The 26,485-nt window shown below is 67.5% G+C and carries 27 protein-coding genes; 25 read left to right on the forward strand and 2 right to left on the reverse strand.

The window, feature by feature from the left end; translation table 11 throughout:
- Nucleotides 1-464 (reverse strand): DUF222 domain-containing protein (locus BN976_RS34470; protein WP_036373980.1); only part of this gene is annotated, 464 nt, incomplete at its 3' end.
- 145 nt (nt 465-609) lie between these two features.
- On the opposite strand from BN976_RS34470, the gene BN976_RS22245 reads away from it, so the two are divergent.
- The 9 genes from BN976_RS22245 (at nt 610) to BN976_RS22285 (ending at nt 9,304) form a co-directional block, all read left to right on the forward strand.
- Nucleotides 610-1,701, forward strand: a complete 1,092-nt coding sequence (locus tag BN976_RS22245; protein WP_011779136.1) for a homogentisate 1,2-dioxygenase — start codon at nt 610-612, stop codon at nt 1,699-1,701.
- Nucleotides 1,702-1,703: 2 nt separating this feature from the next.
- Nucleotides 1,704-2,912 (forward strand): alpha/beta hydrolase, encoded by a 1,209-nt coding sequence (locus BN976_RS22250; RefSeq protein WP_036373992.1) that lies wholly within the window; start codon nt 1,704-1,706, stop codon nt 2,910-2,912.
- Nucleotides 2,909-4,111, forward strand: coding sequence for a CaiB/BaiF CoA transferase family protein (locus BN976_RS22255; protein ID WP_011779134.1), 1,203 nt, complete (start codon nt 2,909-2,911; stop codon nt 4,109-4,111). The genes BN976_RS22250 and BN976_RS22255 overlap by 4 nt, the downstream gene beginning before the upstream one ends.
- Nucleotides 4,108-5,013 (forward strand): hydroxymethylglutaryl-CoA lyase, encoded by a 906-nt coding sequence (locus tag BN976_RS22260; RefSeq protein ID WP_036373995.1) that lies wholly within the window; start codon nt 4,108-4,110, stop codon nt 5,011-5,013. Before BN976_RS22255 ends, BN976_RS22260 begins: the two co-directional genes overlap by 4 nt.
- Before the next feature lie 6 nt (nt 5,014-5,019).
- Nucleotides 5,020-5,640, forward strand: a complete 621-nt coding sequence (locus tag BN976_RS22265) for a TetR/AcrR family transcriptional regulator (RefSeq protein WP_036373998.1) — start codon at nt 5,020-5,022, stop codon at nt 5,638-5,640.
- Nucleotides 5,641-5,666: 26 nt separating this feature from the next.
- Nucleotides 5,667-6,905, forward strand: a complete 1,239-nt coding sequence (locus BN976_RS22270) for an acyl-CoA dehydrogenase family protein (RefSeq protein WP_036374001.1) — start codon at nt 5,667-5,669, stop codon at nt 6,903-6,905.
- Nucleotides 6,906-6,933: 28 nt separating this feature from the next.
- Nucleotides 6,934-8,013, forward strand: a complete 1,080-nt coding sequence (locus BN976_RS22275) for a phosphotransferase family protein (protein WP_036374004.1) — start codon at nt 6,934-6,936, stop codon at nt 8,011-8,013.
- 92 nt (nt 8,014-8,105) lie between these two features.
- Nucleotides 8,106-8,435, forward strand: a complete 330-nt coding sequence (locus BN976_RS22280; protein ID WP_011779129.1) for a DUF6285 domain-containing protein — start codon at nt 8,106-8,108, stop codon at nt 8,433-8,435.
- The gene (locus BN976_RS22285) at nt 8,432-9,304 is read left to right on the forward strand and encodes a Vgb family protein (protein ID WP_051558539.1); all 873 of its coding nucleotides are present in this window, start codon (nt 8,432-8,434) and stop codon (nt 9,302-9,304) included. The genes BN976_RS22280 and BN976_RS22285 overlap by 4 nt, the downstream gene beginning before the upstream one ends.
- A gap of 7 nt (nt 9,305-9,311) precedes the next feature.
- Here the strand turns inward: BN976_RS22285 and BN976_RS22290 are convergent, their stop codons facing one another.
- Nucleotides 9,312-9,941, reverse strand: a complete 630-nt coding sequence (locus BN976_RS22290) for a class I SAM-dependent methyltransferase (protein ID WP_036374007.1) — start codon at nt 9,939-9,941, stop codon at nt 9,312-9,314.
- Between the two features lie 41 nt (nt 9,942-9,982).
- Here BN976_RS22290 and BN976_RS22295 point away from each other — a divergent pair, with 41 nt between their 5' ends.
- The 16 genes from BN976_RS22295 to nuoN all read left to right on the forward strand — a co-directional run bounded on the left by BN976_RS22295 (nt 9,983) and on the right by nuoN (nt 26,473).
- Entirely contained in the window at nt 9,983-10,384 is a 402-nt protein-coding gene (locus BN976_RS22295) for a nuclear transport factor 2 family protein (protein ID WP_011779126.1), read from the forward strand.
- 102 nt (nt 10,385-10,486) lie between these two features.
- Nucleotides 10,487-10,906 (forward strand): Rv3143 family two-component system response regulator, encoded by a 420-nt coding sequence (locus BN976_RS22300; protein WP_036374010.1) that lies wholly within the window; start codon nt 10,487-10,489, stop codon nt 10,904-10,906.
- 165 nt (nt 10,907-11,071) lie between these two features.
- On the forward strand, nt 11,072-11,446 hold the full coding sequence (locus BN976_RS22305; RefSeq protein WP_036374012.1) for an NADH-quinone oxidoreductase subunit A: 375 nt from the start codon (nt 11,072-11,074) through the stop codon (nt 11,444-11,446).
- The gene (locus tag BN976_RS22310) at nt 11,437-11,991 is read left to right on the forward strand and encodes a NuoB/complex I 20 kDa subunit family protein (protein ID WP_011779123.1); all 555 of its coding nucleotides are present in this window, start codon (nt 11,437-11,439) and stop codon (nt 11,989-11,991) included. The genes BN976_RS22305 and BN976_RS22310 overlap by 10 nt, the downstream gene beginning before the upstream one ends.
- Complete coding sequence (locus BN976_RS22315) at nt 11,988-12,665, forward strand: NADH-quinone oxidoreductase subunit C (RefSeq protein ID WP_011779122.1); 678 nt, start codon at nt 11,988-11,990, stop codon at nt 12,663-12,665. Before BN976_RS22310 ends, BN976_RS22315 begins: the two co-directional genes overlap by 4 nt.
- Entirely contained in the window at nt 12,665-13,993 is a 1,329-nt protein-coding gene (gene nuoD, locus BN976_RS22320; RefSeq protein ID WP_011779121.1) for an NADH dehydrogenase (quinone) subunit D, read from the forward strand. Before BN976_RS22315 ends, nuoD begins: the two co-directional genes overlap by 1 nt.
- The gene (gene nuoE / locus BN976_RS22325; protein WP_036374015.1) at nt 13,990-14,751 is read left to right on the forward strand and encodes an NADH-quinone oxidoreductase subunit NuoE; all 762 of its coding nucleotides are present in this window, start codon (nt 13,990-13,992) and stop codon (nt 14,749-14,751) included. Before nuoD ends, nuoE begins: the two co-directional genes overlap by 4 nt.
- Nucleotides 14,748-16,073 (forward strand): NADH-quinone oxidoreductase subunit NuoF, encoded by a 1,326-nt coding sequence (gene nuoF, locus BN976_RS22330; protein ID WP_011779119.1) that lies wholly within the window; start codon nt 14,748-14,750, stop codon nt 16,071-16,073. The genes nuoE and nuoF overlap by 4 nt, the downstream gene beginning before the upstream one ends.
- Nucleotides 16,074-16,167: 94 nt before the next feature.
- On the forward strand, nt 16,168-18,663 hold the full coding sequence (locus BN976_RS22335) for an NADH-quinone oxidoreductase subunit G (protein ID WP_235622106.1): 2,496 nt from the start codon (nt 16,168-16,170) through the stop codon (nt 18,661-18,663).
- Nucleotides 18,660-19,895: an NADH-quinone oxidoreductase subunit NuoH gene (gene nuoH / locus BN976_RS22340; protein ID WP_011779117.1), complete on the forward strand. Its 1,236-nt coding sequence runs from the start codon at nt 18,660-18,662 to the stop codon at nt 19,893-19,895. Before BN976_RS22335 ends, nuoH begins: the two co-directional genes overlap by 4 nt.
- The gene (gene nuoI / locus BN976_RS22345; RefSeq protein ID WP_011779116.1) at nt 19,888-20,412 is read left to right on the forward strand and encodes an NADH-quinone oxidoreductase subunit NuoI; all 525 of its coding nucleotides are present in this window, start codon (nt 19,888-19,890) and stop codon (nt 20,410-20,412) included. The genes nuoH and nuoI overlap by 8 nt, the downstream gene beginning before the upstream one ends.
- Nucleotides 20,413-20,421: 9 nt before the next feature.
- Nucleotides 20,422-21,147 carry an NADH-quinone oxidoreductase subunit J gene (locus tag BN976_RS22350; protein WP_036374018.1) on the forward strand — a complete coding sequence of 242 codons (726 nt, stop codon included), beginning with the start codon at nt 20,422-20,424 and terminating at the stop codon, nt 21,145-21,147.
- The gene (nuoK, locus tag BN976_RS22355; protein ID WP_011779114.1) at nt 21,144-21,443 is read left to right on the forward strand and encodes an NADH-quinone oxidoreductase subunit NuoK; all 300 of its coding nucleotides are present in this window, start codon (nt 21,144-21,146) and stop codon (nt 21,441-21,443) included. The genes BN976_RS22350 and nuoK overlap by 4 nt, the downstream gene beginning before the upstream one ends.
- 7 nt (nt 21,444-21,450) lie before the next feature.
- Nucleotides 21,451-23,331, forward strand: coding sequence for an NADH-quinone oxidoreductase subunit L (gene nuoL / locus BN976_RS22360; protein ID WP_036374021.1), 1,881 nt, complete (start codon nt 21,451-21,453; stop codon nt 23,329-23,331).
- Nucleotides 23,325-24,905, forward strand: coding sequence for an NADH-quinone oxidoreductase subunit M (locus BN976_RS22365; RefSeq protein ID WP_011779112.1), 1,581 nt, complete (start codon nt 23,325-23,327; stop codon nt 24,903-24,905). Before nuoL ends, BN976_RS22365 begins: the two co-directional genes overlap by 7 nt.
- Nucleotides 24,902-26,473, forward strand: coding sequence for an NADH-quinone oxidoreductase subunit NuoN (nuoN, locus tag BN976_RS22370; RefSeq protein WP_036374024.1), 1,572 nt, complete (start codon nt 24,902-24,904; stop codon nt 26,471-26,473). The genes BN976_RS22365 and nuoN overlap by 4 nt, the downstream gene beginning before the upstream one ends.
- The last annotated feature ends 12 nt before the right edge of the window (nt 26,474-26,485 follow it).

The following is a 26,485-nucleotide window of genomic DNA, read 5'->3' on the forward strand; positions in this document are numbered from 1 at the left end:
TTGCGGGCCAGCTGCCGATCCGCATGGGCGCGGGTGTCGACGTCGACCCATGCCGGCAGGTCTTTGTGGAACTTCGCGATGACCGCCACGTGCTCCTCGCTGAGCAGACCCTGGGCCTGGGCGGCGGCGGTCGCCTCCCACAACGGCGCAAGCAATTCCCCGGTCATGGCGCAGCGCGGGCCCAGCGTCTTGGCCCGCGACAGCCGCCGCCCTGCCTCAGCACCGGAGACCCGCAGAGAGGTGGTCAGGACCTTCTTCCAGGAGCCTTCCCCGAGCCGGTGGGGTTCGGTCTCGGCGGTCAGCCGGGCCAGGATCTGATTCTCGAGCGTCGGCACCCTCCGCAGCACCTGTGTCAACTGCGCCAGCAGTCCGATCAACTCACGATGAGACGCCCCCTCGGCAGCCTTCGACAACACCGCCACCTGCTCAGCGATCGCCGCGACTGCTCCCGACACCACATCCATACATCGAACACTAGTTCGATGCACCGACAAGTCCGGCGGGCGACGACCAAGGGATTCCCGAGACCCAAATCCGCGCCAGGCAGGCATTGACGGTCGACCCGACATAAAAGTAAAGTCACTTTTACTTCAATTCCGAGGAGATGGCGTGGAATCCTTTGTCCACCTTCGAAAAGGCAAGACTCCCAAGAGAATTCATGCCGACCTAGACGGCCTCAAGGACGACGAACTCGGCCGCGGAGGTTTTGTCGGACGCACCGCCAATATGTACCGGCGCAACGACCCGACCGCCTACCGCACCGTCGGCCCCCTGCGCCCCACCGACGTGCTGAGCAGCGAGCTCAAACCCAGCGACGCCACCGACGCGAACGGCGGCCCGTTGTTGATGTTCTCCAACGCCGACTGCCTGGTGCTGTTGTCGCGGCGATCCGAGCCGATGCCGTTCTTCGTCCGCTACGTCGACGGCGACCTGCTCTCGTTCGTGCACCGCGGATCGGGATCCCTCGAGACGGAGTTCGGGCCGCTGGATTACCGCCAGGGCGACTGGATCTACATCCCCAAGGCCTGCACGTGGCGGCAGGTGCCGTCGGAGGAGACGACGCTGCTGATGATCCAGGCGACCGACGAGTTCCGCGTGCCACCCGCCGGCACCCTGGGTCGCCACTTCCCGTTCGACCCAGCGCAGGTCGTCATCCCGGAGCCACAACCCATTGACGATGACGGCCGTGACGAGTACGAAGTGCGGCTGATCCATGAAGGTGGACCGACAAGCCTGTTCTACCAACACCATCCGCTCGACGTCGAGGGCTGGCGGGGGGACAACTTCCCCTTCACGTTCAACATCGACGACTACACGGTCGTCACCTCTGAGAGCGTGCACCTGCCGCCCACCGTGCACCTGTTCATGCAGGCCACCGGCGTCTACGTGATGAACTTCCTGCCCAAACCCGCAGAGTCGGTGCCGGGAACCGAACGCACGCCGTGGTACCACCGCAACGTGGACTACGACGAGATCGCGTTCTTCCACGGCGGATCCCTGTACGGGATCCCGATGCCGCCCGGGCTGGTGTCGCACGCCCCGCAGGGGGTGCACCACGGCGCGCCGGAGAAGGCGCGCGAACGTGCGCGACGAAAGTTCGACGACTATGACCGGGTGGACTGGTCGGTGATCGCCATCGACACCCGGCGCCGACTGATGCCGTCCGCCGAAATCCTCGCCAACGACCTGGGGCAGCACTAGAGATGACCAAATACGAATACGATCGGATCCCGTATCTGGTCGCCTATCAGAACAATTCGGGTGTCCGCGACGTCTACGGCGGCGTCGCCGAGTTGGTGGTGCTGGAGAGCTACCTGCTCAAGCCCAAGACCGTGGAGTCCGACACCGGAGCCGCTCCGGCGGCGACATCCGACACCGTGCTGGTGTTCATGCACCCGATCGGTGGCGGCGCATATCTGCCGATGATCAACGCGCTGGCCCGCGCCGGACACCATGTCATCTACTGCAACAGCCGGTTCCGCGGCACCGATTCGGCGCTGCTGATGGAGAAGGTCGTCGAAGACCTCGGGGAGTGCATCAAGGACGCCAAGAACCGGCTCGGCTACTCGAAGGTGGTTCTTGCCGGGTGGAGCGGCGGCGGCTCGCTGTCGGCGTACTACCAGCAGCAGGCGCAGAACCCCACGGTCACGGCGAGCCCGTCGGGCGACGGTCCGGACCTGACGAAGCTCGACCTGATCCCGGCCGACGGCATCATGCTGCTGGCGGCGCACATCAGCAGGCACGGCACTATGACCGAATGGCTGGACGCGTCGATCCTCGACGAGTCCGACCCCACCAAGCGCGACCCCGAGCTCGATCTCTACAACCCCGACAACCCCAACCAGCCGCCCTACAGCCAGGAGTTCCTGGAGCGCTACCGCGAAGCGCAGATCGCCCGCAACCGTCGGATCACCAAGTGGGTCAAGGAGAAGCTCTCCGAGCTGAGGGCAAACGGACGTCCCGATGACGAGTTCGCGTTCGTCGTGCACGGCACCATGGCCGACCCTCGCTGGCTGGACCCGACCGTCGACCCGAAGGAACGCACCCCGGGAACGTGCTACCTGGGCGATCCCCAGGTGGTGAACATGAGCCCGGTCGGGCTGGCGCGGTTCTGCACGCTTCGCAGCTGGCTGTCACAGTGGAGCTTCGACGACGCCCACGGCGACGCCGTCAAGTGCGGGCCAGACATCGCGGTGCCCGCGCTGGTGATCGGCAATCTCGCCGACGACGCCTGCACACCCAGCCACACCCGCAGGATCTTCGAGGCGATCGGGCATCAGGACAAGGAGATGCACGAGATCTCCGGAGCCAACCACTACTACGCGGGCCCCGATCAGCGGGACAAACTGCGCGAAGCGGTCGGCATCGTCACCGACTGGCTCAAGCGCCACGACTTCGCAGGTACCCGGTGACGACGGGTCCGCTCGACGGCATCCGGGTGATCGAGGTCGGCACGCTGATCTCGGGTCCGTTCGCGGGCCGGTTGCTCGGCGACATGGGTGCCGAGGTCATCAAGATCGAGCCACCGGGTGCCCCTGATCCGCTGCGCACCTGGGGCCAGGCCGAACTCGACGGCCACCACTTTTTCTGGACGGTCCACGCGCGCAACAAGAAAGCGGTGACGCTGAACCTGCGGGTGCCCGAGGGCCGGGAGCTGTTCCTGGATCTCGTCGAGCGCAGCGACGTGATCGTCGAGAATTTCCGGCCCGGAACCCTGGAGAAGTGGGGACTCGGGTACGACGTGCTGCGCGAACGCAATCGCGGCATCATCCTGGTGCGGGTGTCGGGTTACGGGCAGACCGGTCCCGACGCGCACAAGGCCGGCTACGCGTCGGTCGCGGAGGCGGCCAGCGGTCTGCGGCACATGAACGGATTCCCGGGTGGGCCTCCCCCACGTCTGGCGCTGTCGCTGGGCGACAGCCTGGCGGGCATGTTCGCCGCCCAGGGCGCACTGGCCGCGCTGTACCGCCGCTCCGTCACCGGCGACGGCCAGGTCGTCGACGCAGCGCTGACCGAGTCCTGCTTGGCGGTACAGGAATCCACCATCCCCGACTATGACGTCGGCGGCGTGGTGCGGGGGCCGTCCGGCACCAGGCTGGAGGGCATCGCGCCGTCGAACATCTACCCGACCGCGGACGGCAGCTGGGTGGTGATCGCCGCCAACCAGGACACCGTCTTCCGGCGCCTGTGCGCCGCAATGGGGCAACCGGAGCTGGCCACCGACGAGCGCTTCGCCAATCATGTTGCGCGGGGCCGCAACCAGGACGAGCTGGACAAGATCATCGGGGCGTGGGCCGCCGAGCGTCAGCCCGCCGACATCATCGCCACCCTGTCGGAGGCGGGGGTGATCAGTGGCCCGATCAACACCGTCGCCGAGGTCGTCAAGGATCCGCAGTTGCAGGCGCGCGGCATGATCGCCGACCACTGGGACGAACGCATCGGACGAAACGTCAAGGGTCCAGGGGTGGTCCCGGTGCTCTCCGAAACGCCGGGCACCATCCGCAGCGCCGGATCGTCCCGGCCCGGCGAACACAACGACGAGATCTACCGCGGCCTGCTCGGCAAAACCGATGCCGAACTCGAGCGGCTGCGGGCGGGAGGTGTGCTGTGAGTGAACTACCCGGACACGTCGACATCCGCGACGTCTCCCTGCGCGACGGTTTACAGATCGAGGATCCGATTCCGTTGTCCGCCAAGCTCGAACTGCTCGCCGCGATTGCAGCCACCGGGGTGCGCGAGATGGAGGCGACGGCTTTCGTGTCCCCGTCGAAGGTGCCTGCGCTGGCCGACGCGGCCGACCTTGCGGCCGAGCTGCGCGACTTTCCCGACATCGAATTCTCCGCGTTGGTCGCCAGTCCGAACGGTGCGAAGAGGGCCATCGCCGCGGGCCTGCGCTCGATCGAGTACGTGGTGTCGGCTGCCGACGGCCACAGTCGCGCCAACGTCGGACGGTCCTCTGCCGAGGCGACCGCGCAGATCCCCGAGATCGTCGCGATCGCCCACGACAGCGGTGTTTCCGTCGAGGTCATCGTCGCGACGGCATGGGACTGCCCGTTCGACGGGCCGACCGCGCCGCAACGGGTCGTCGACATCGTCACCGCGGCCGCCGACGGCGGCGTCGACCGGCTGGCCATCGCCGACACCATCGGCACCGCCACGCCGCGCCGAGTCAGCGACCTGATCGGCATGGTCCGTCCGCGCATCGTCGACATCCCGCTCGGCGCGCACTTCCACAACACCAGGGGCGCCGGTCTGGCCAGCGCGTACGCGGCGGTCAGCGCGGGAGTCACCAGGCTTGACGCGTCGGTGGGCGGACTGGGCGGGTGCCCGTTCGCGCCCGGCGCGAGTGGCAACATCGCCGTGGAGGATCTCGTGTACCTGTTGCGGGACAGCGGAATCCACGTCGACGTGGACCTCGAATCGGCGATCGAAGCTGCGCGGGTGGCGCAGGACGCGGTGGGCCACGAGCTGCCCAGCTCGCTGCTGCGGGCCGGCGACCGGATTCTGGGCTAGCCGACCGTGCCGCCTGGACCAGCGGAATCTCTGAGCGCCAAGGGCCGTCAGACCCGTGACGCGATCGAACAGGCGGCCCGCAAGTTGTTCGCCGAGCGCGGTTTTCACGGAACTACGTTGGGCGACATCACGTCCGCCGCCGGTAAGTCGCCCGCTGTGTTCTACCGCTACTTCGCCGACAAGGAAGATCTGCTGGCCGCGCTCGCAGAGTCCTTTCTGCACGACGTGGTCGCCCCGTCCGGCCTGAGCGTCCCGCTGCCCGAATCCCCCGATGACGACGCGTTCTTCACCATGGTCGTCACCGGGTACTGGACGATGTTCAAGCAGAACATCGGGATCATGATCGCAGTGGCCCAGCTCGCGGCCACCCAACCGCGCTTCGCACTGGTGCAGAACGAGTTCCGACGATTCGGCATGGATATCGTCGCCGCCTCGGTGCGCCGCGCCCAGGAGCAGGGCTACGGTCGGGAACTGAACGCCGAGCACACCGCGGCTGCGATCGCGCTACTGTTCGAGAACTTCACCACCGTCTTCGTCGGCGCCTCCGGACTCGACGTGGACATCGATGACGAGGCCGCCATCGCCACGCTGTCACGGATCTGGAAGAAAACTCTGTACGGATACTGAAAGACACGACGTTCAAAGGAGAACCGGTGGACTTCAACCTGCCCGAACATCTTCCCGCGCTGCTCGCCGAGATGGATGCGTTCATCGAGGCCGAGATCAAGCCGCTGGAACGGGAGAACATCCAGTATTTCGACCACCGTCGCGAGCATGCTCGTACCGACTGGGACAACGGCGGCGTCCCGCGCCGGGAGTGGGAGGATCTGCTCGACGAGATGCGCAGGCGCGCCGACGCGGCGGGCTGGCTGCGCTACGGCCTGCCGTCACAGTTCGGCGGCCGGGACGGCAGCAACATCGACATGGCGGTGATCCGGGAACACCTGGCCGCCAAGGGGCTGGGCCTGCACAACGACCTGCAGGACGAGTCGTCGATCGTGGGCAACTTCCCGCAGGTCATCATGATGGACCGGTTCGGCACCGAGGAACAGAAGAAGGAATGGACCGACGCCCTGATAACCGGTGCGCGGTCGATGGCGTTCGGCCTGACCGAACCCAATCACGGCTCGGACGCCACCTGGCTGGAGACCACCGCAGTGGCCGACGGCGACGACTGGATCATCAACGGCGCCAAGCGGTGGAACACCGGCGTGCACCGCGCGACGCACGACCTGATCTTCGCGCGCACCTCCGGTGAGCCGGGCCAGACGCGCGGCATCACCGCCTTCCTGGTGCCCACCGATGCGCCCGGGTTCTCGGTGCCGTACTACTGGTGGACGTTCAACATGCCCACCGACCACGGTGAGGTGGTGCTGGAGAACGTGCGGGTGCCGGCCGGGGCGGTGCTCGGCGAAGTCGATCGCGGCCTTGAGGTCGGGCAAACCTTCCTGCACGAGAACAGGATTCGTCAGGCGGCCAGCAGCCTCGGTGCGGCGCAGTACTGTATCGACCGTGCGGTCGCCTACGCCAACGACCGCAAGGTGTTCGGCAAGCCGCTCGCGGTGAACCAGGCCGTCCAGTGGCCTCTGGTGGAGCTGCAGACCGAGGCACAGATGGTGCGTCTGCTGGTCCGGTACGCCGCATCCGAACTGGACCGCAACCACCACATGGAGGTGTCCGACAAGGTGTCGATGGCCAACTACCGGGCCAACCGCCTGGTGTGCGAGGCCGCCGACCGTGCCATGCAGGTGTTCGGCGGCGTCGGCTACAGCAGGCACGAGCCGTTCGAGCATATCTACCGCCACCACCGCCGCTACCGGATCACCGAGGGGGCCGAGGAGATCCAGATCCGGAGGGTGGCGCAGCGACTGTTCGGATTCGGGCGGCGATGAGCGCTCGCGCGAAGAGCAGAGAACCCCGATGAGTGTCGAGTTGGCCCCAGCTCTCGAGGAGGTGCTGCGGCCGGTGCTCGGCGACGTCACCGTCGAGAACCTGCAGCGGCTGACGGGCGGGGCGAGCCGGACCACCTGGGCTTTTTCCGCGCACGCGAGGAGCAGATCAGGCACCGCGCACGCGAGGAGCAGATCAGGCACCGCGCACGCGAGGAGCGAATCAGACACCGCGCACGCGAGGAGCGAATCAGACACCGCGCAGACCGGCGGCGCGGGCCGGCCGCTGATCCTGCGCACCGGCGCCCGGGACGACATCCACGCCAGCATGGAGCTGGAGGCGAAGGTGCAGCAGCGCGCCGCGGCCGCAGGTGCACCGGTCCCGCACATCGTGACCGCCGACAATTCGCCGGCGGCCGTGGGTGCGCCGTACCTGATCTGCGATGCGATCGCGGGTGAGACGATCGTGAGGCGCATCTTCCGCGGGCTCGACGACGGCGGCCGGGCCCGCCTGCTGGAGCAGTGCGCGACGGCGCTGGCGGCGATTCACCGCGCCGACCCGGCAGGGATCGGCCTGACCTCACCCGACGACCTGGCCGGTTGGCGCTCCCGACTCGACGAGATCGGGGACACCACAGCCACTTTCGAGTGGACGTTCCGCCGGCTGGCCGATGCGCGCCCGGATCCGTCGCCGATGCGTCTGGTGCACGGCGACTTCCGGATGGGCAACCTGATCGTCGACGAGTCGGGTCTCGCCGCCGTTCTGGACTGGGAGCTCACCCACATCGGTGAGATCTATGAGGATCTGGCCTGGTTCTGCATCCGCGCCTGGCGGTTCGGCGCTCCCGAAACTCTCGGAGCCGGTGGGCTCGGCAGCGTCGAGACGTTCCTGCAGGCCTACGAGTCGGCCGCGGATACGTCGCTGGACCGCAACACGTTCCGTTGGTGGCTGACGGTCGCGACGTTGCGGTGGGGCGTCATCTGCCGTCACCAGGCCGAGCGGCATCTGTCGGGCGAATCGCCGTCGGTCGAGCTCGCCGCCATCGGCCGCCGCGTCAGCGAGACCGAGTGGGACCTGTTGGAGCTGTTGTCAGGAGGGGGTCCGCGATGAGCGCTCGCGCGAAGAGCCGAGGGCACCGATGAGCGCTCGCGCGAAGAGCCGAGGACACCGATGAGCGCTTGCGCGAAGAGCCGAGGGCCCCGATGACCCGCCGGCCCACCGCGGCCGAGCTGGTCGCCGCGGTCGCGGACTTTCTCGACAACGACGTGCGCGCCGTCGGGGGTCAGGTCGGCTTCCACTCCCGGGTCGCGGCCAACGTCTTGCGCATCGTCGAACGCGAACTCCTCGGCGCGACGAGCGAATCGGTGCGCGCAGCGCTGGAAGAGCTGGGGTTCGCTGACGAGATGTCGTTGGCGCAGGCCATTCGTGACGGCCGGCTGGACGATCGCGGTGACGAGGTGACCGAGTGTCTGCGGCTGATGGTGCGGCATCGGTTGTCGATCGACCATCCGGGGTATGACGACTCACGATGATCCCCCGCGTCACCTCGACCGCGCAGACCGACCTCACCGAAGGTGCTGACCCTTACGGCATCTGCGCCGCGGACGACGGTGCGCTCTGGGTCACCCTGGTGCACAGCGGCGCCGTTGTCCGGCTGAGTGCCGATGGCGGGCGCCGCGACTACCCGATCGGGGCCCAGGCGCGTCCCTCGGTGGTCACGGTGGGACGCGACGGGACAGCGTGGTTCACCCGCACCGGTGACGACCGCATCACTGCGCTGGACCGAAGCGGCGCGATGACGACGTTCGAGCTGGCTTCCGGCAGCGGCCCCTTCGGCATCTGCGTCGGCGCCGACGGCGCCGTGTGGTTCACCGAATCCACAGGTGACCGGCTGGGCCGCATCGACCCCGACGCGACGGTCAGCTACGTCGCGCTGCCCGAAGGCTGCTTCCCGGCATTTGTCGCCGCTGGTGCCGACGGCGCCGTCTGGGCCACGCTCAACCACGCCGACGCGGTGGTCCGCATCCTGCCGTCGGCCGACCCCGAGGTGATCGACATTCCGACACCCGGCGCAGCGCCGGTCGGGATCACCTGGGGTGGTGACGCGGTGTGGTTCGTCGAGATCGCCACCGGTCGCATCGGGCGGATCGGTGACGACCGCCTGGTCACCGAGTTCGCACTGCCCGATCCGGCGTGCCGCCCGCACGCGATCACCGGGGGCCCGGACGGCTGCTGGTTCACCGAGTGGGCCACCGACCGGGTGGGGCACATCGGGCGGGACGGCACGGTCGAGGAGTACGACCTGCCGTCGTCGGTATCCGAGCCGCACGGCATCACCGTCGCGCCGGACGGTGCGGTGTGGGTGGCCGCCGAGAGCGGCTCGGTCGTGCGACTCGGCTGAGCCGGATTCAGAGCCTGCGGATCCGCGCCGACCAGGCAGGTTCGTCCACGACCGTTCCGGCAGGCAGGTTCAGCGCTTCGGTGTGCGCGTCGATCGCGACGCCGCGGTAGGTGGTCTCGGTCAGCGCTTCCACCTCCCAGCCCGCGCCGAACGCGGCGCGGATGGTGTGTTCGCTGACCTCCGGCCCGAAGCCGCGGCCCGAGTCCGACAGCGCCAGCAGATGGACAACCGAGCCCGGCCGGGTGGCTGCGTGCAGGCTGCGCACGTAGGTCGCCCGGTCGGCGTCGTCGAAGATGTGGAACAGGGCGCTGTCGACGATCGTGTCGTAGGTCGGGTCCGGGCCCAGGTACAAGGCGTCGGCGAGCTCGAAGCGGGCGTCCACGCCCTGGGCTTCGGCGTTGTGTCGGGCCTGCTCGACGGCGGTGGGGGCACCGTCGATGCCGAGCACGTCATACCCGGCCCGGGCGAGCAGGATGGTGTGTTCCCCGGTGCCACATCCCACGTCGAGCACGCGGCCGCCGATGAGCCCGGCCTGTTCCAGCTCGACGATCGCCTGTTGCGGCTCGCCGATGACCCACGGCGGGGTCTGGTTCTTGTAGAACTCGTCGAAACGGGAGAGTCTGGGGGTCAGGTCCATGTCCCCAGTGTTCAACCTGAACCGGAGTTGAGGTCAACACGATGCCCGAAACCGACACCCGCGTGGTCGGCGACGTCGCCGACAGGCTGTTCGATGCCATCGAGCGCAGCGACATCGCCGTGGTCGCGCAGCTGTTCAGCCCGGGTATCGCGGTGTGGAAGAGCGGGGACACCAGGGACAACAACCATGCCCGGTCGGTCAAGATCATCAGGTGGTTCGTCGACGCCACCGTCAATCGGCGATACGAGGTGCTGGACCGACAGATGTTCGACGGCGGCTTCGTGCAGCAGCATGTCCTGCACGCCGCCACCCCGGCCGGGGCGACGATCGCGATGCGCGTGTGCATCGTGATCAAGGTGGGCGGCGACGGTTTGATCAATCGCATCGACGAGTACTTCGACCCGGCCGAGATCGCTCCCCTGTTGTCACACACGTCGTCGTGACCCGTCATGTGGGCTGCCGAACCGACATCGGAACCGCCGGTGAGGCAGCCCTTTTCGGCGACTTGATCAACGAGCCGTCGCCTCCCGGCTAACATCGCGCCCATGGCTGCGCCATCCTCCGAGTCGTCGCGCGCGCAGGATCCGCTGCGGATCCTCGTCTACAGCGACAATCCCCGGACCAGGGAACAGGTCCGGCTCGCGCTGGGCAGGCGCATCCACCCCGAACTCCCCGAGCTGAGCTACCTCGAGGTGGCCACCGGGCCGATGGTGATCAGGCAGATGGACGAGGGTGGCTTCGATCTGGCGATTCTCGACGGCGAGGCCGCCCCGGTGGGCGGCATGGGAATCGCCAAGCAGCTCAAGGACGAGATCGACGACTGTCCGCCGGTGCTGGTGCTGACGGGGCGGGCCGACGACGCGTGGTTGGCGCGATGGTCGCGCGCGGAGGCGGCGGTGCCGCATCCGATCGATCCGATCCGGCTGGGCGACGCCGTCGTGTCGCTGCTGCGCCCCTCCGCGTAGCCATCCGAACAGCGAAATCCGCTGGTACGCATGCCCATTGGAGGCAATGCGGGATCGCCGCATGACGCCACTAGCGATACTAATCAAAATGTGTAGCTTGCAACGCAAACAGGGCTAGGCTGTGTGGTAGCTCACATCGACGGCCCCGAGGAGCTGCTGCGCAGTATGAATCTGTACACGCCAATCCTGGTGCTTGGTGCGATCGCCGCTGTGTTCGCCGTCGGGTCTGTGGGGATCGCCCTGCTGATCGGACCCAGGCGCTACAACCGTGCCAAGCTCGAAGCCTACGAATGCGGGATCGAGCCGATGGCGGCGACCGATCCCGCCGCCGCCGCGGTCGGACAGAGATTCCCGATCCGCTACTACGTGACGGCGATGTTGTTCATCGTGTTCGACATCGAGATCGTCTTTCTCTATCCGTGGGCGGTCGCGTTCGACAACCTCGGCCTGTTTGCGCTGGTGGAAATGCTGCTGTTCATGGTCATCGTGTTCGTGGCCTATGGCTATGTGTGGCGGCGGGGAGGGCTGCAATGGGATTAGAGGAACGCCTGCCAGGCGGGATTCTGCTGTCCACGGTGGAGAAGGTCGCCGGCTACGTGCGTAAGGGTTCGCTGTGGCCGGCGACGTTCGGCCTCGCCTGCTGCGCCATCGAGATGATGGCCACCGCGGGGCCGCGTTTCGACATCTCGCGGTTCGGCATGGAGCGGTTCTCCGCGACACCGCGCCAGGCCGATCTGATGATCGTGGCGGGCCGGGTCAGCCAGAAGATGGCCCCGGTGCTGCGCCAGATCTATGACCAGATGGCCGAACCGAAGTGGGTGCTGGCCATGGGCGTGTGCGCCTCCTCCGGTGGGATGTTCAACAACTACGCGGTGGTGCAGGGCGTCGATCATGTGGTGCCGGTCGACATCTATCTGCCGGGCTGCCCGCCCCGCCCGGAGATGCTGTTGCACGCAATCCTCAAACTGCACGACAAGATTCAGCAGATGCCGCTCGGCGTGAACCGCGAGGAGGCCATCCGGGAAGCCGAGCGGGCGGCGCTGGCGGTCACCCCGACCATCGAACTGAAAGGCCTTCTCAGGTGACGGGCGACGACGAGCCCGATCCCGAGGTGATCGGGGTACGGCGCGGCATGTTCGGTGCCAAGGGCAGCGGTGACACGTCGGGCTACGGCCGGCTGATCCGCTCCGTCGCGTTGCCGGGCAGCTCACCGCGTCCGTACGGCGGCTACTTCGACGACGTGGTCGACGCGCTGGAAAGCGCGCTGGGGCACGACGTGTTCGCCGAATCGGTCGAGCGGGTGGTGGTGTACCGCGACGAACTCACCCTGGAGGTGCACCGCGACCGGCTCGTCGACGTCGCGCAAACCCTGCGCGACGACCCCGACCTGCGTTTCGAACTGTGCCTCGGCGTCAGCGGCGTGCACTACCCCGATGACGCCGATCGCGAACTGCACGCCGTCTACCCGCTGATGTCGATCACGCACAACCGCCGTATCCGCATCGAGGTGGCAGCCCCCGACAGCGACCCGCACATTCCGTCGCTGTTCCGGGTGTACCCCACCACCGACTGGCACGAGCGTGAGACCTACGACTTCTTCGGTCTGATCTTCGACGGTCATCCCGCCCTGACGCGCATCGAGATGCCCGATGACTGGGTGGGCCATCCGCAGCGCAAAGACTATCCGCTGGGCGGGATTCCGGTCGAGTACCACGGCGCCGAGATCCCGCCGCCCGACGAACGCAGGGCATACAGCTGATGACCACCTCACAGCAGCCGCCCGAGCGGGTGGTCGTCGTCGGCGGCCAGGACTGGGACCAGGTCGTCGCTGCCGCACGACAGAACGCCGCCGAGCACGCCGGCGAGCGGATCGTCGTGAACATGGGCCCGCAGCACCCGTCGACACACGGGGTGCTGCGCCTGATCCTCGAGATCGAGGGCGAGATCATCGTCGAGGCCCGCTGTGGGATCGGCTACCTGCACACCGGCATCGAGAAGAACCTCGAGTTCCGCAACTGGACGCAGGGTGTCACGTTCGTGACGCGAATGGATTACCTGTCACCGTTTTTCAACGAGACGGCGTACTGCCTCGGCGTGGAGAAGCTGCTGGGCATCACCGACGCGATCCCCGAACGGGCCTCGGTGATCAGGGTCATGATGATGGAGCTCAACCGCATCTCCAGCCACCTGGTCGCGCTCGCCACCGGGGGTATGGAACTCGGCGCCATGACCGCGATGTTCCTCGGATTCCGGGAACGTGAGTTGATCCTGTCGGTGTTCGAGACGATCACCGGTCTGCGGATGAACAACGCGTACATCCGACCGGGTGGGGTGGCCGCCGATCTTCCCGATGAGGCGCTCCCCCAGGTCCGGGATCTGCTCACCCTGCTTCCGAAGCGACTGCGCGACATGGAGGATCTGCTCAACGAGAACTACATCTGGAAGGCCCGCACGCAGGGCATAGGCTATCTCGATCTCACCGGGTGTATGGCGCTGGGTATCACCGGCCCGGTGCTGCGTTCCACCGGTCTGCCGCACGACCTGCGCAAGGCGCAACCGTATTGCGGTTACGAGACATACGACTTCGACGTCGTCACCGACGACCAGTGCGACTCCTACGGCCGGTACCTGATCCGGGTCAAAGAGATGCATCAGTCGATCAGGATCGTCGAGCAGTGCGTGCAGCGTCTGGAACGCTCCGTGGGTGCGCCGGTGATGATCACGGACAAGAAGCTGGCCTGGCCCGCCGACCTGAAGGTGGGCCCAGACGGGCTCGGCAACTCCCCCGAACACATCGCCAAGATCATGGGTCATTCGATGGAGGGCCTCATCCACCACTTCAAGCTGGTGACCGAGGGTATCCGGGTGCCGGCCGGCCAGGTGTATGTGGCGGTCGAGTCGCCGCGCGGCGAACTGGGGGTGCACATGGTCTCCGACGGCGGCACCCGGCCGTACAGGGTGCACTACCGGGACCCGTCATTCACCAATCTGCAAGCGGTGGCGGCGATGTGCGAGGGCGGCATGGTGGCCGACGCGATCACCGCGGTGGCGTCGATCGATCCGGTGATGGGCGGGGTGGACAGGTGAGCGTCTTTCTGGAGTTGGGACAGCGGCCCGACGAGCCGGGTCCCCCGATTCACGGCCCTACGGCCTACCCCGCCGAGGTCACCGAGCGGCTGGCGGCCGACGCCGCGACGATCATCGGCCGCTATCCGCAGTCGCGGTCGGCCTTGCTACCCCTGCTGCATCTGGTGCAGGCAGAAGACGGCTACCTCACCCCGGCCGGAATCGCTTTCTGCGCAGGACAACTGGGGCTCACCCACGCCGAGGTCACTGCCGTGGCGACGTTCTACTCGATGTACCGGCGCGAGCCGACCGGCGAGTATCTGGTCGGTGTCTGCACCAACACGCTGTGCGCGGTGATGGGCGGTGACGCAATCCTGGAGAGCCTTGAGAGTCATCTGGACATCGCGCCGGGCCAGACCACTGCGGACGGCACGATCACACTCGAGCACGTCGAATGCAACGCCGCGTGTGACTACGCCCCGGTGGTGATGGTCAACTGGGACTTCTTCGACAACCAGACCCCTTCTTCGGTACGCGATCTCGTCGACTCCCTCCGCTCGGGTGAGAAGCCGACGCCGTCGCGCAGCGGAGCCCTGTGCACGTTCCGCGAGACCGCGAGAATCCTTGCCGGGCTGTCAAACCCGGGCGACGCCCCCGACGCCGGACGCGTGGGAGCGGCGACGCTGGCCGGGCTGCGGGTCGCGCACGAGCGCGCCATGGCGGCACCGGATCACGGTGCGCCGCCGGATACCGATCCGAAGGCGGCGGACGACCGATGACCGCGCTGACCCCGGTGCTGAGCCGGTTCTGGGACGAGCCACAGCCGTGGTCGCTGGACACCTACCGCAGGCACGGCGGCTACCAGGCGTTGGACCGGGCGCTGGCCATGACCCCGGATCAGGTGATCACCACCGTCAAGGACTCCGGGCTGCGCGGCCGCGGCGGTGCGGGTTTTCCCACCGGCACGAAGTGGTCGTTCATCCCCCAAGGCGACGAGGGCCCGGCGGCCAAGCCGCACTATCTGGTGATCAACGCCGACGAGTCGGAACCTGGTACGTGCAAAGACATTCCACTGATGCTGACCACTCCGCACTTCCTGGTCGAGGGTGCGATCATCGCCGCGTACGCGATCCGCGCCCACCATGCGTTCATCTACCTGCGCGGCGAGGTGGTGCCGGTGCTGCGGCGGCTGCAGGCCGCGGTCGCCGAGGCTTACGCCGCAGGACATCTGGGCAGCGACATCCACGGCTCCGGCTTCGATCTGGAACTCATCGTGCATGCAGGCGCGGGCGCCTACATCTGCGGCGAGGAGACGGCACTGCTGGACTCGCTGGAGGGCAGGCGCGGACAACCCCGGCTGCGGCCGCCGTTTCCCGCCGTCGCGGGTCTCTACGCGTGCCCCACCGTGGTCAACAACGTCGAGTCGATCGCGAGCGTGCCGCCGGTCCTGCTCAACGGTGTCGACTGGTTCCGCTCGATGGGGTCGGAGAAGTCACCCGGATTCACGCTGTACTCCCTGTCCGGTCATGTCACCACACCCGGACAGTACGAGGCGCCGCTGGGGATCACGCTGCGCGAGTTGCTGGAGTACGCGGGCGGGGTGCGCGCCGGTCACGAACTGAAGTTCTGGACACCGGGTGGATCGTCGACGCCACTGCTGACCGCCGAACATCTGGACGTGCCCTTGGATTACGAAGGCATGGCCGGTGTCGGGTCGATGCTCGGCACCAAGGCGTTGCAGATCTTCGACGAGACCACGTGTGTGGTGCGGGCGGTGCGCCGCTGGACCCAGTTTTACGCGCACGAATCCTGCGGCAAATGCACGCCGTGCCGGGAGGGCACCTACTGGTTGGCGCAGATCTACGAGCGGCTGGAGACCGGCGCGGGCACCGAGGCCGACCTGGACAAGCTGCTCGACATCTCCGACAACATCTTCGGCAAGTCGTTCTGCGCGCTCGGTGACGGCGCGGCCAGCCCGATCATGTCCTCGCTCAAACACTTTCGCGCCGAGTACGAGGCGCACCTCGACCCTGTCGGCAAGGGGTGCCCGTTCGACCCGTACGCATCGATGCTGGCCGCACCGGAAGGGGTGGGCGCATGACCCCGCGTCTTCTCCGCGAGCAGACACAATCTCGCCCTGTGGGAGTCCAAACCATGCGAGTTTGTGTCTGCTCGCGAGAGGAAGGGGTGGGCGCATGACCCTGGCCGAACACAGCAACGACGCACCGCCCGTCGAAATGGTGACGCTGACGATCGACGGCAACGAGGTGACGGTGCCCAAGGGCACCTTGGTCATTCGCGCGGCCGAACTGATCGGCGTTCAGATCCCCCGCTTCTGCGACCATCCGCTGCTCGATCCGGTCGGCGCCTGCAGGCAGTGCCTCGTCGAGGTCGAGGGCCAACGGAAACCGATGGCGTCCTGCACCATCACGGTGGCGCCGGAAATGGTGGTGCGCACCCAGTACACGTCCGAGGCCGCCGACAAGGCCCAGCAGGGCGTGATGGAGCTGTTGCTGATCAACCACCCGCTGGACTGCCCGGTCTGCGACAAGGGCGGTGAATGCCCGCTGCAGAACCAGGCCATGTCCAACGGCCGCCCCGAAACCCGCTTCGAGGACGTGAAACGCACGTTCCCGAAACCGATCAGCATCTCGTCGCAGGTGCTGCTCGACCGGGAGCGCTGCGTACTGTGCGCCCGGTGCACCCGGTTCTCCGATCAGATCGCCGGTGACCGCTTCATCGACCTGTTGGAACGCGGCGCCCTCCAGCAGGTGGGCATCGCCCCGGGCGAACCGTTCCAGTCGTACTTCTCCGGCAACACCGTGCAGATCTGCCCGGTGGGCGCGCTGACCGGGACGGCCTACCGGTTCCGTGCGCGCCCGTTCGACCTGGTTTCCAGCCCAAGCGTGTGCGAACACTGCGCGTCGGGGTGTGCACAGCGCACCGATCATCGCCGCGGCAAGGTGCTGCGCCGGCTGGCCGGCGACGATCCCGAGGTCAATGAGGAATGGAACTGCGACAAGGGCCGGTGGGCGTTCACCTACGCCACCGTCGGTGACCGCATCACCACGCCGCTGGTGCGCGACGACGGAGCGCTGCGCCCGGCGTCGTGGTCGGAGGCTCTCGGCATTGCCGGGGCGGGGCTGGCGGCCGCGGTGGGCAGTGCCGGGGTGCTGGTCGGCGGCCGGGTGACCGCCGAGGAAGCCTACGCGTACGCCAAGTTCGCCCGAATCGTACTGGGCACCAACGATATCGACTTCAGGACCAGACCGCACAGCGCTGAGGAGGCCGATTTCCTCGCCGCCCACGTCGCGGGCCTGCCGATGACCGTCACGTACTCGGATCTGGAAAAGGCGCCAGCGGTGCTGCTCGCCGGTCTTGAGCCCGAGGAGGAGTCACCGATTCTCTACCTGCGGCTGCGCAAAGCCGTACGCAGGCACGGGCTGCAGGTGCTGTCGGTCGCAGCACTGGCCACCCGCAGTCTCGGCAAGCTGTCGGGCCGGCTGATCCGTTCTTCCCCGGGCGCCGAAGCAGCCGTGCTGGGCCGCCTCGCCGGGGACGAGTTGCTGGCGATGCCCGGTTCCCTGCTGCTGGTCGGCGAACGCCTCGCCACGTCCCCGGGTGCGCTGTCGGCTGTCGTCCGGCTGGCCGAATCCACCGGCGCCCGTATTGCGTGGGTGCCGCGGCGCGCAGGCGACCGCGGTGCCGTGGAGGCGGGTGCGATGCCGAACCTGCTGCCGGGCGGGCGACCGGTCGGCGACGCGGCGGCGCGCAGGCAGACCGCCGAGGCATGGAACGTCGACGACGTCCCCGACGTCGTCGGCCGGGACACGTCGGCCATCCTGGCCGCCGCGCGCGCCGGCGCGTTGAACGCTCTGCTCATCGGTGGCGTCGAGCTCGCCGATCTCCCCGACCCCGACGCCGCGCTCGCCGCCGTCGATGCCGCACCGTTCGTCGTGAGCCTGGAACTGCGCCACAGCGAGGTCACCGAACGCGCGGACGTGGTGTTCCCGGTGGCGCCGGTGGTGGAGAAGGCCGGCTCGTTCGTCAACTGGGAGGGGCGGATTCGCCCCTTCGAAGCCGCGCTGCGGACCAACGCCGTCTCGGACCTGCGGGTGCTCAACTTCCTCGCCGACGAGATCGGGGTTGACCTCGGGGTGACGACGGCCGCCGAGGAGCGCGCCCGCCTCGGGCTGTGGGCCGGGGATCGTGCCCCGTCCCCGCGGCACGATCCGGCACCGCACCATCCGGACAGTGGCCAGGCCGTGCTCGCCGGGTGGCGCATGCTGCTCGACGACGGGCGACTGCAGGACGGCGAACCCCACCTCGCCGGCACCGCCCGAACGCCGGTGGCGCGGCTGTCGGAAGCCACCGCCGCCGAGATCGGGGTCGCCGGGGGCGAACCGCTGACGGTGAGCACCGACCGCGGCGCGGTCACGCTGCCGCTGGAGCTGGCCGACATGGACGACCGCGTGGTGTGGCTGCCGCTGAACTCTCCCGGCTGCCATGTGCACCGGGCGCTGGGCGTGACGACGGGCGCGGTGGTGTCGATCGGTCGCGGCCAGCATGGCCAATCCGGACGCGGCGAGCATGGCCAATCCGGACGCGGCCAGCATGGCCAATCCGGACGGAGCCAGCATGGCCAATCCGGACGGAGCCAGCATGGCCAATCCGGACGGAGCCCGCGATGACCTATCCCGACCCGACTCTGTTCGGCCACGACCCGTGGTGGCTGGTCCTGGCCAAATCTCTCGGTATCTTCGCGTTCCTGCTGCTCACCGTGCTGGCGGCGATCCTCATCGAACGAAAGGTCCTCGGCCGCATGCAGTTGCGGTTCGGCCCCAACCGGGTCGGTCCCCACGGGCTGCTGCAGTCGCTGGCCGACGGGGTGAAGCTCGCCCTGAAGGAGGGTCTCGTCCCGGCGGGGGTGGACAAGTGGATCTACCTTGCCGCACCGATCATTTCGGTGATCCCGGCGTTCATGGCGTTCGCCGTGATCCCGATGGGCGGTGAGGTGTCGGTGTTCGGCCACCGCACGGCGCTGCAACTGACCGACCTACCCGTCGCGGTCCTCTACATTCTGGCGGTCACCTCGATCGGCGTGTACGGCATCGTGCTGGCCGGCTGGGCGTCCGGATCGGTCTACCCGCTGCTGGGCGGGCTGCGTTCGTCGGCACAGGTCATCTCCTACGAGATCGCGATGGCGCTGTCGTTCGCCGCGGTGTTCATCTACGCGGGCACGATGTCGACCTCCGGCATCGTCGCCGCCCAGAACGACACCTGGTACATCGTCCTGCTGCTGCCGTCGTTCCTGGTGTATGTCACCGCGATGGTCGGCGAGACCAACCGCGCGCCTTTCGATCTGCCCGAGGCCGAGGGCGAACTAGTCGGCGGATTCCACACCGAGTATTCGTCGCTGAAGTTCGCGATGTTCATGCTCGCCGAATACGTCAACATGACCACCGTGTCCGCCCTGGCCACCACGTTGTTCTTGGGCGGCTGGCATGCGCCGTGGCCGATCAGCATCGCCGACGGCGCCAACAGTGGATGGTGGCCGCTGTTGTGGTTCACCGTCAAGGTGTGGTTGTTCCTGTTCTTCTTCATGTGGTTGCGCGCCACGCTGCCACGGATGCGCTACGACCAGTTCATGGCGCTGGGCTGGAAGATCCTGATCCCGGTGTCGCTGGGCTGGATCATGATCGTGGCCATCACCCACTCGCTGCGCGACCAGGGCTACCAGGCGCCGGCAACTGCGGCGATCGGTCTGGCGGTCGCCGCGGTGATCCTGCTGGCACTGCTAGGCCGGAGCAGGCTGCGCGCCAGAAGAATTCGCCCCGAACCCATTCGACCGGCCGGTGACGGCGCCTTCCCGGTGCCGCCGCTGCCGGTGAAAACCCGTGCCCTGGAGGACGCAGATGCCTAAGTTCCTCGACGCTGTCGCCGGATTCGGCGTCACCTTCGGCTCGATGTTCAAAAAGCCGGTGACGGAGGAGTATCCGGAGAAGCCCGGCCCCGTCGCCAAGCGCTATCACGGACGGCACCAACTCAACCGCTACCCCGACGGTCTGGAGAAGTGCATCGGATGCGAACTGTGCGCCTGGGCCTGCCCGGCGGACGCCATCTTCGTCGAGGGCGCCGACAACACCGAGTCTGAACGTTATTCGCCCGGGGAGCGCTACGGCCGGGTGTATCAGATCAACTACCTGCGGTGCATCGGCTGCGGCCTGTGCATCGAAGCCTGCCCCACCCGGGCACTGACGATGACCAACGACTACGAGATGGCCGACGACAATCGGTCCGACCTCATCTACGGCAAGGACAAGCTGCTGGCCCCGCTGGAGCCCGGGATGGAAGCCCCGCCGCATGCGATGGCTCCGGACAGCACCGACGACGACTACTACCTCGGCAACATCAAGCCCGCCGCCCGGGACGCGAGATGAGGAGCAGCCATGGGTGAAGCGGTCCTGTTCTGGGTGTTCGCCGTCGTCTCGGTGACCGGCGCACTCGGCGTCGTCGCCGCACCCAAGGCGGTCTACTCGGCGATCTCCCTGGCGACCACGATGATCGCGCTCGCGGTGCTCTACATCGCCCAGGACGCCCCGTTCCTCGGGGTGGTCCAGATCGTCGTCTACACCGGCGCGGTGATGATGCTCTTCTTGTTCGTGCTCATGCTGATCGGGGTCGATTCGTCCGAATCGTTGGTGGAAACCCTTCGCGGGCAGCGGGTGGCGGCCATCGTCGTCGGACTCGGCTTCGGCGTCCTGTTGGTCGCCGGCATCGGCAACGTGTCGGCGACCGGATTCGTCGGACTCGATCAGGCGAACGAGGACGGCAACGTGGAGGGCCTGGCGGCGTTGATCTTCACGAAGTATCTGTGGGCGTTCGAGCTGACCGGCGCCCTGCTCATCACCGCGGCGCTCGGCGCGATGGTGCTCGCGCACCGGGAACGCTTCGAGCGGCGGAAGACTCAGCGCGAACTCGCCGCCGAACGGTTCGCCCCGGGCGGGCACCCGACCACGCTGCCCAACCCCGGCGTGTACGCACGACACAACGCCGTCGACGTTCCCGCCAGGCTGCCCGACGGGTCCGGCTCGGAACTGTCGGTCAGCGCAATCCTGCAGGTGCGGCCGGTGCCCAGCGACTCGGACTCAGAATCAGCAGGTGAGCGCCGATGAGTCCCGACAACTACCTGTACCTGTCGGCGCTGCTGTTCACCATCGGCGCGGCCGGTGTGTTGTTGCGGCGCAACGCCATCGTGATGTTCATGTGCATCGAGCTGATGCTGAACGCCGCCAACCTCGCCTTCGTCACGTTCTCCCGCATCCACGGACACCTCGACGGTCAGGTGGTCGCGTTCTTCACCATGGTGGTCGCGGCATGCGAGGTCGTCATCGGCCTCGCCATCATCACGATGATCTTCCGGACCCGGCGCTCCGCCAGCGTCGACGCGGCCAACCTGCTCAAGCATTGAGGTTCGCATGACTGCACCCGTGTGGCTCCTGATCGCACTCCCGCTGGCCGGTGCCGCGATACTGCTGTTGAGTGGGCGGCGTTCGGACCGGTGGGGGCATCTGCTGGGGACAGCCGCCGCGATCGCGTCGTTCGTCTGCGCCGCACTGCTGTTCACCGACATGCTCGGCCGTGACGGCGAGAACCGGTCGGTCCAGGAATCGCTGTTCTCCTGGGTGCCCGCGGGTGAACTGCGTGTCGACTTCGGGCTGCAACTGGACCAGCTGTCCATGTGCTTCGTGCTGTTGATCACCGGTGTCGGCTCGTTGATCCACGTCTACTCGATCGGCTATATGGCCGAGGATCCCGGGCGGCGGCGGTTTTTCGGCTACCTCAACCTGTTCCTCGCGGCGATGTTGCTGCTGGTGCTCGCCGACAACTACCTCGGCCTGTACATGGGCTGGGAGGGTGTGGGCCTGGCGTCCTACCTGCTGATCGGCTTCTGGTCGCACAAGCCGTCGGCGGCCACGGCCGCCAAGAAGGCGTTCGTCGTCAACCGGGTCGGCGACGTCGGGCTGGCAGTGGCCTTGATGGTGATGTTCGCCGCCGTCGGAGCCGTCGGCTTCACCGAAGTGTTCGACGCTGCACCGCAACTCGGTGAGGGCACGCTGACGGTGCTCGGGCTGATGCTGCTGCTGGCCGCGTGCGGCAAGTCGGCCCAGGTGCCGCTGCAGTCCTGGCTCGGGGACGCGATGGAGGGTCCCACCCCGGTGTCGGCGCTCATCCACGCCGCCACGATGGTGACCGCGGGCGTGTACCTGATCGTGCGCTCGGGCCCGGTGTTCGACCTCGCTCCGCACGCGCAGACCGCCGTCGTGGTGGTCGGCGCCGTCACCCTGCTGTTCGGTGCGGTGATCGGTTGCGCGAAGGACGACATCAAGAAGGCGCTGGCCGCGTCGACGATGAGCCAGATCGGCTACATGGTGCTGGCCGCCGGCCTGGGGCCGGCCGGGTACGCGTTCGCGATCATGCACCTGCTGACCCACGGCTTCTTCAAGGCGGGGCTGTTCCTCGGTGCGGGTTCGGTGATGCACGCGATGGACGACGAGGTGGACATGCGCCGCTACGGCGGCCTGCGCACGGCGCTGCCGGTCACGTTCGTCACCTTCGGACTCGGCTATCTGGCGATCATCGGGATCCCGCCGCTGGCCGGGTTCTTCTCCAAGGACGGCATCATCGAGGTCGCGCTCGGTGCCGGCGGCGCCAAGGGCGTCATCCTTGGTGGCGCAACGATTCTCGGTGCCGGGATCACCGCGTTCTACATGACCCGGGTGATGTTGATGACGTTCTTCGGCGAAAAGCGTTGGGCCGAGGACAATCACCCGCACGAGTCGCCCGCCGTGATGACCTGGCCGATGATCCTGCTCGCGATCGGCTCGGTGACGGCCGGCGGCGCATTGGCCATCGGTGGCACCCTGGAGCACTGGTTGGAACCCGTGGTCGGCGCGCATGAAATCCACCACGTCCTGCCCGTCTGGGTGGTGACGGTGATCGTGCTGTCGGTGGTCGCGGTCGGCATCGTCGTCGCCTACCGGATGTACGGATTCCGCGCGGTTCCCGAGCAGGTGCCTGCCGGTTCGGCGCTGACCGTCGCGGCCCGTCGGGATCTGTACGGCGACGCGTTCAACGAGACGGTTCTGATGCGTCCGGGCATGTCCCTGACCCGTGGACTGGTCGAGCTCGACGACGACGCAGTCGACGGTGCGGCAGGCGGGCTGGCGGCAGGCGTCTCCCGAATCTCTGAAGGGTTGCGACAGTTGCAGACCGGGTTCGCGCGCTCCTATGCGCTGTCCATGCTGGCGGGTGCGGCGCTCGTCGTTGCGATGATCCTGGCGGTGAACCTGTGGTGACGTCGTTTCCGGTGCTGACCGCGCTGTGGGCCGTCCCGATGGTGGGCGCAGTGGTGGTGATGCTGCTGCCCGCCGCCGCGCGCGGCCTGGCGAAATGGGTTGCGCTGTCGGTTTCGTTGATCGTGCTTGGCGTCGCCGCGGTGATCGCCGTGGGCTTCGACCCTGCCGGTGACCAGTTCCAGTTCGTCGAGAACTACCGCTGGATACCGTCTTTCGGTACCGGCTACATCCTGGGCGTCGACGGCATCGCGCTGGCTCTGGTGGTGCTGACCGCGGTGCTGCTGCCGCTGCTGATCATGGCGGGCTGGAACGACGCCCGCGACGAGCTGAGCTGGGGCGGCCGGTCGGTGCACATCTACTTCGCGCTGATCCTGGCCGTCGAGGGCATGGTGCTGATCTCGCTGGTGTCGCTGGACATCCTGCTGTTCTACGTGTTCTTCGAGGCGATGCTGATCCCGATGTACTTCCTCATCGGCGGCTTCGGCGGCGCCGACCGGAGCAGGGCGGCGGTGAAGTTCCTGCTGTACAACCTGTTCGGCGGCCTGATCATGCTCGCCTCGGTCGTCGGCCTGTACGTGGCGACCGCAGGAAGTGACGCGTTCGACGCGGGCACGTTCGACTTCCGTGCGATCGTGGCCGCCGTCGCGGGCGGCGAGTTCGTCGTCAACCCGGTGGTGATGCACCTGCTGTTCGGCGGGTTCATGTTCGCTTTCGCGGTCAAGGCACCGCTGTGGCCGTTCCACCGCTGGCTTCCCGACGCGGCGGTCGAGGCCACCCCGGCCAGCGCGGTGTTGATGATGGCGATCATGGACAAGGTCGGCACTTTCGGCATGATCCGTTACTGCCTGCCGCTGTTCCCGGATTCCGCAAGCTATTTCAGCGGGTTGATCATCACGCTGGCGGTGATCGGCATCGTCTACGGCGCCGTCGTCGCGATCGGCCAGACCGACGTCATGCGACTCATCGCGTACACGTCGATCTCCCACTTCGGCTTCATCATCCTCGGCATCTTCGTGATGACCACGCAGGGGCAGTCGGGTTCCACGCTGTACATGGTCAACCACGGCATCTCGACGGCGGCGCTGTTCCTGATCGCCGGTTTCCTGGTGTCGCGCCGCGGTTCCCGGCTCATCAACGCCTACGGCGGTGTGCAGAAGCTGGCACCGGTGCTGGCAGGTACATTCCTGGTGGCCGGCCTGGCCACCCTGTCGCTGCCCGGGCTGGCGCCGTTCATCAGCGAGTTCCTGGTCCTGATCGGCACATTCACCCGGTATCCGGTGTTCGCGGTGCTGGCAGCGAGCGCGCTGGTGCTCTCGGCGATCTACGTCCTGTGGATGTACCAGCGGATGATGACCGGGCCTGCCCCATTGTCGCTGGTCGAGGGTGAACACAAGATCCGCGATCTGGTGCCGCGCGAGATCGCCGTGGTGGCGCCACTGATCGCGCTGCTGCTGGTGCTGGGCGTGTATCCGAAGCCCGCGCTCGACGTGATCAACCCGGCGGTGACCCACACGCTGACCACGATCGAGCAACCCGATCCGGCACCCCGGATGGCGGAAGGCCCGGTGCGATGAACATCCCGACTCCCACCGTCGAGTACGGCCTGATCTCTCCGATGCTCATCGTGCTCGCCGCCGCCGTCCTCGGTGTGCTCGTGGAGGCGTTCGTGCCCCGCGGTCGGCGCTACGCCGTGCAGGTGACGCTCAGCATTGCGGCGCTGGTGGCGTCGTTCGTCGCTGTGGTTCTGGTCGCGCGGGACCTGCACGGCGGCAGCGGTTCCGAAGCCGTGATGGGCGCGATCGCCGTCGACATGCCCGCGTTGTTCCTGCAGGGCACCATCCTCGTTGTCGGCGTGCTGGGCATCCTGCTGATCGGTGAGCGGCAGATCTCCGCGCCGGGGCCCGACACCGAAGGCAGAGGGCTGGAGGCGTTCACCCCGCAGGCGTCCGCGGTCCCGGGCAGCGTGGCCGAGAAGCTGGCCACCAGGGCCGGCGTCATCCAGACCGAGGTGTTCCCGCTGACGCTGTTCGCCATCGGCGGCATGCTGCTGTTCCCGGCGGCCAACGACCTGTTGACGATGTTCATCGCCCTTGAGGTGTTGTCACTTCCGCTGTACCTGCTGTGCGGGCTGGCCCGGCGGCGCCGTCTGCTGTCGCAGGAAGCCTCGCTGAAGTACTTTCTGCTGGGGGCCTTCTCGTCCGCGATCTTTCTCTACGGCGCGGCGATGCTGTACGGATATGCGGGCACCCTGCAGCTTGACGGCATCGCCGACGCGGTCGCTGCGGGTACCGGCCGAACGTCGCTGGCGTTGATCGGCATCGCGCTGCTGCTCGTCGGCGTGTTGTTCAAAGTCGGCGCGGTGCCGTTCCATTCGTGGATCCCCGACGTGTACCAGGGCGCACCCACACCGATCACGGCGTTCATGGCGGCGGCCACCAAGATCGCGGCGTTCGGCGCGATGTTGCGCCTGTTCTACGTGGCGCTGCCCGGGCTGCGCGACGACTGGCGGCCGGTGCTGTGGGCGATCGCGATCTTGACGATGGTGGTCGGCACCGTCACCGCCGTCACCCAGAACGACGTGAAACGCATGCTGGGCTACTCCGCGGTCGCGCACAGCGGGTTCATCCTGACCGGTGTGATCGCCGGCAGCGCGGCCGGGCTGTCGTCGACGTTGTTCTACCTGTTCGCATACGGGTTCTCCACCGTCGGTGCGTTCGCCGTGGTGAGCCTGGTTCGCGACGCCGACGGCGAAGAGGACAGCGCGATGGCGCGCTGGGCCGGCCTCGGCAAGCGTTACCCCGTGGTGGGCATCGTCTTTTCGCTGTTCCTGCTGGCGTTCGCCGGAATCCCGCTGACGAGCGGATTCGTCAGCAAGTTCGCGGTGTTCAAGGCCGCAGGCGAGGGCGGCGCGATCCCGCTCGTCGTCGTGGGCGTCATCGCCAGCGCGATCGCCGCATACTTCTACGTGCGGGTGATCGTGTTGATGTTCTTCACCGACCGCCCCGACGACGCGCCGACGGTCGTCGTGCCCAGCGCGTTGACGACCGCGGTCGTCACCGTCACCGCGGCCGTCACGTTCGCCCTCGGGGCGCTGCCGCAACCGCTGCTGGACCTGGCGAACGCTGCCGACCGGTTCCTCTGATACCAACGTAGC

The sequence above is a fragment of the Mycolicibacterium austroafricanum genome, assembly GCF_000612725.1.
GTDB classification, from domain to species: Bacteria; Actinomycetota; Actinomycetes; order Mycobacteriales; family Mycobacteriaceae; genus Mycobacterium; species Mycobacterium austroafricanum.

Excerpts from the sequence above, each read along its gene's own strand:
- BN976_RS22250 (WP_036373992.1), top strand. The coding sequence starts at position 1,704 with ATGACCAAATACGAATACGATCGGATCCCGTATCTGGTCGCCTATCAG.
- BN976_RS22275 (WP_036374004.1), top strand. The coding sequence starts at position 6,934 with ATGAGTGTCGAGTTGGCCCCAGCTCTCGAGGAGGTGCTGCGGCCGGTG.
- BN976_RS22280 (WP_011779129.1), top strand. The coding sequence starts at position 8,106 with ATGACCCGCCGGCCCACCGCGGCCGAGCTGGTCGCCGCGGTCGCGGAC.
- BN976_RS22285 (WP_051558539.1), top strand. The coding sequence starts at position 8,432 with ATGATCCCCCGCGTCACCTCGACCGCGCAGACCGACCTCACCGAAGGT.
- BN976_RS22290 (WP_036374007.1), bottom strand. The coding sequence starts at position 9,941 with ATGGACCTGACCCCCAGACTCTCCCGTTTCGACGAGTTCTACAAGAAC.
- BN976_RS22295 (WP_011779126.1), top strand. The coding sequence starts at position 9,983 with ATGCCCGAAACCGACACCCGCGTGGTCGGCGACGTCGCCGACAGGCTG.
- BN976_RS22300 (WP_036374010.1), top strand. The coding sequence starts at position 10,487 with ATGGCTGCGCCATCCTCCGAGTCGTCGCGCGCGCAGGATCCGCTGCGG.
- BN976_RS22305 (WP_036374012.1), top strand. The coding sequence starts at position 11,072 with ATGAATCTGTACACGCCAATCCTGGTGCTTGGTGCGATCGCCGCTGTG.
- BN976_RS22310 (WP_011779123.1), top strand. The coding sequence starts at position 11,437 with ATGGGATTAGAGGAACGCCTGCCAGGCGGGATTCTGCTGTCCACGGTG.
- nuoD (WP_011779121.1), top strand. The coding sequence starts at position 12,665 with ATGACCACCTCACAGCAGCCGCCCGAGCGGGTGGTCGTCGTCGGCGGC.
- nuoF (WP_011779119.1), top strand. The coding sequence starts at position 14,748 with ATGACCGCGCTGACCCCGGTGCTGAGCCGGTTCTGGGACGAGCCACAG.
- BN976_RS22335 (WP_235622106.1), top strand. The coding sequence starts at position 16,168 with ATGACCCTGGCCGAACACAGCAACGACGCACCGCCCGTCGAAATGGTG.
- nuoH (WP_011779117.1), top strand. The coding sequence starts at position 18,660 with ATGACCTATCCCGACCCGACTCTGTTCGGCCACGACCCGTGGTGGCTG.
- nuoI (WP_011779116.1), top strand. The coding sequence starts at position 19,888 with ATGCCTAAGTTCCTCGACGCTGTCGCCGGATTCGGCGTCACCTTCGGC.
- BN976_RS22350 (WP_036374018.1), top strand. The coding sequence starts at position 20,422 with ATGGGTGAAGCGGTCCTGTTCTGGGTGTTCGCCGTCGTCTCGGTGACC.
- nuoK (WP_011779114.1), top strand. The coding sequence starts at position 21,144 with ATGAGTCCCGACAACTACCTGTACCTGTCGGCGCTGCTGTTCACCATC.
- nuoL (WP_036374021.1), top strand. The coding sequence starts at position 21,451 with ATGACTGCACCCGTGTGGCTCCTGATCGCACTCCCGCTGGCCGGTGCC.
- nuoN (WP_036374024.1), top strand. The coding sequence starts at position 24,902 with ATGAACATCCCGACTCCCACCGTCGAGTACGGCCTGATCTCTCCGATG.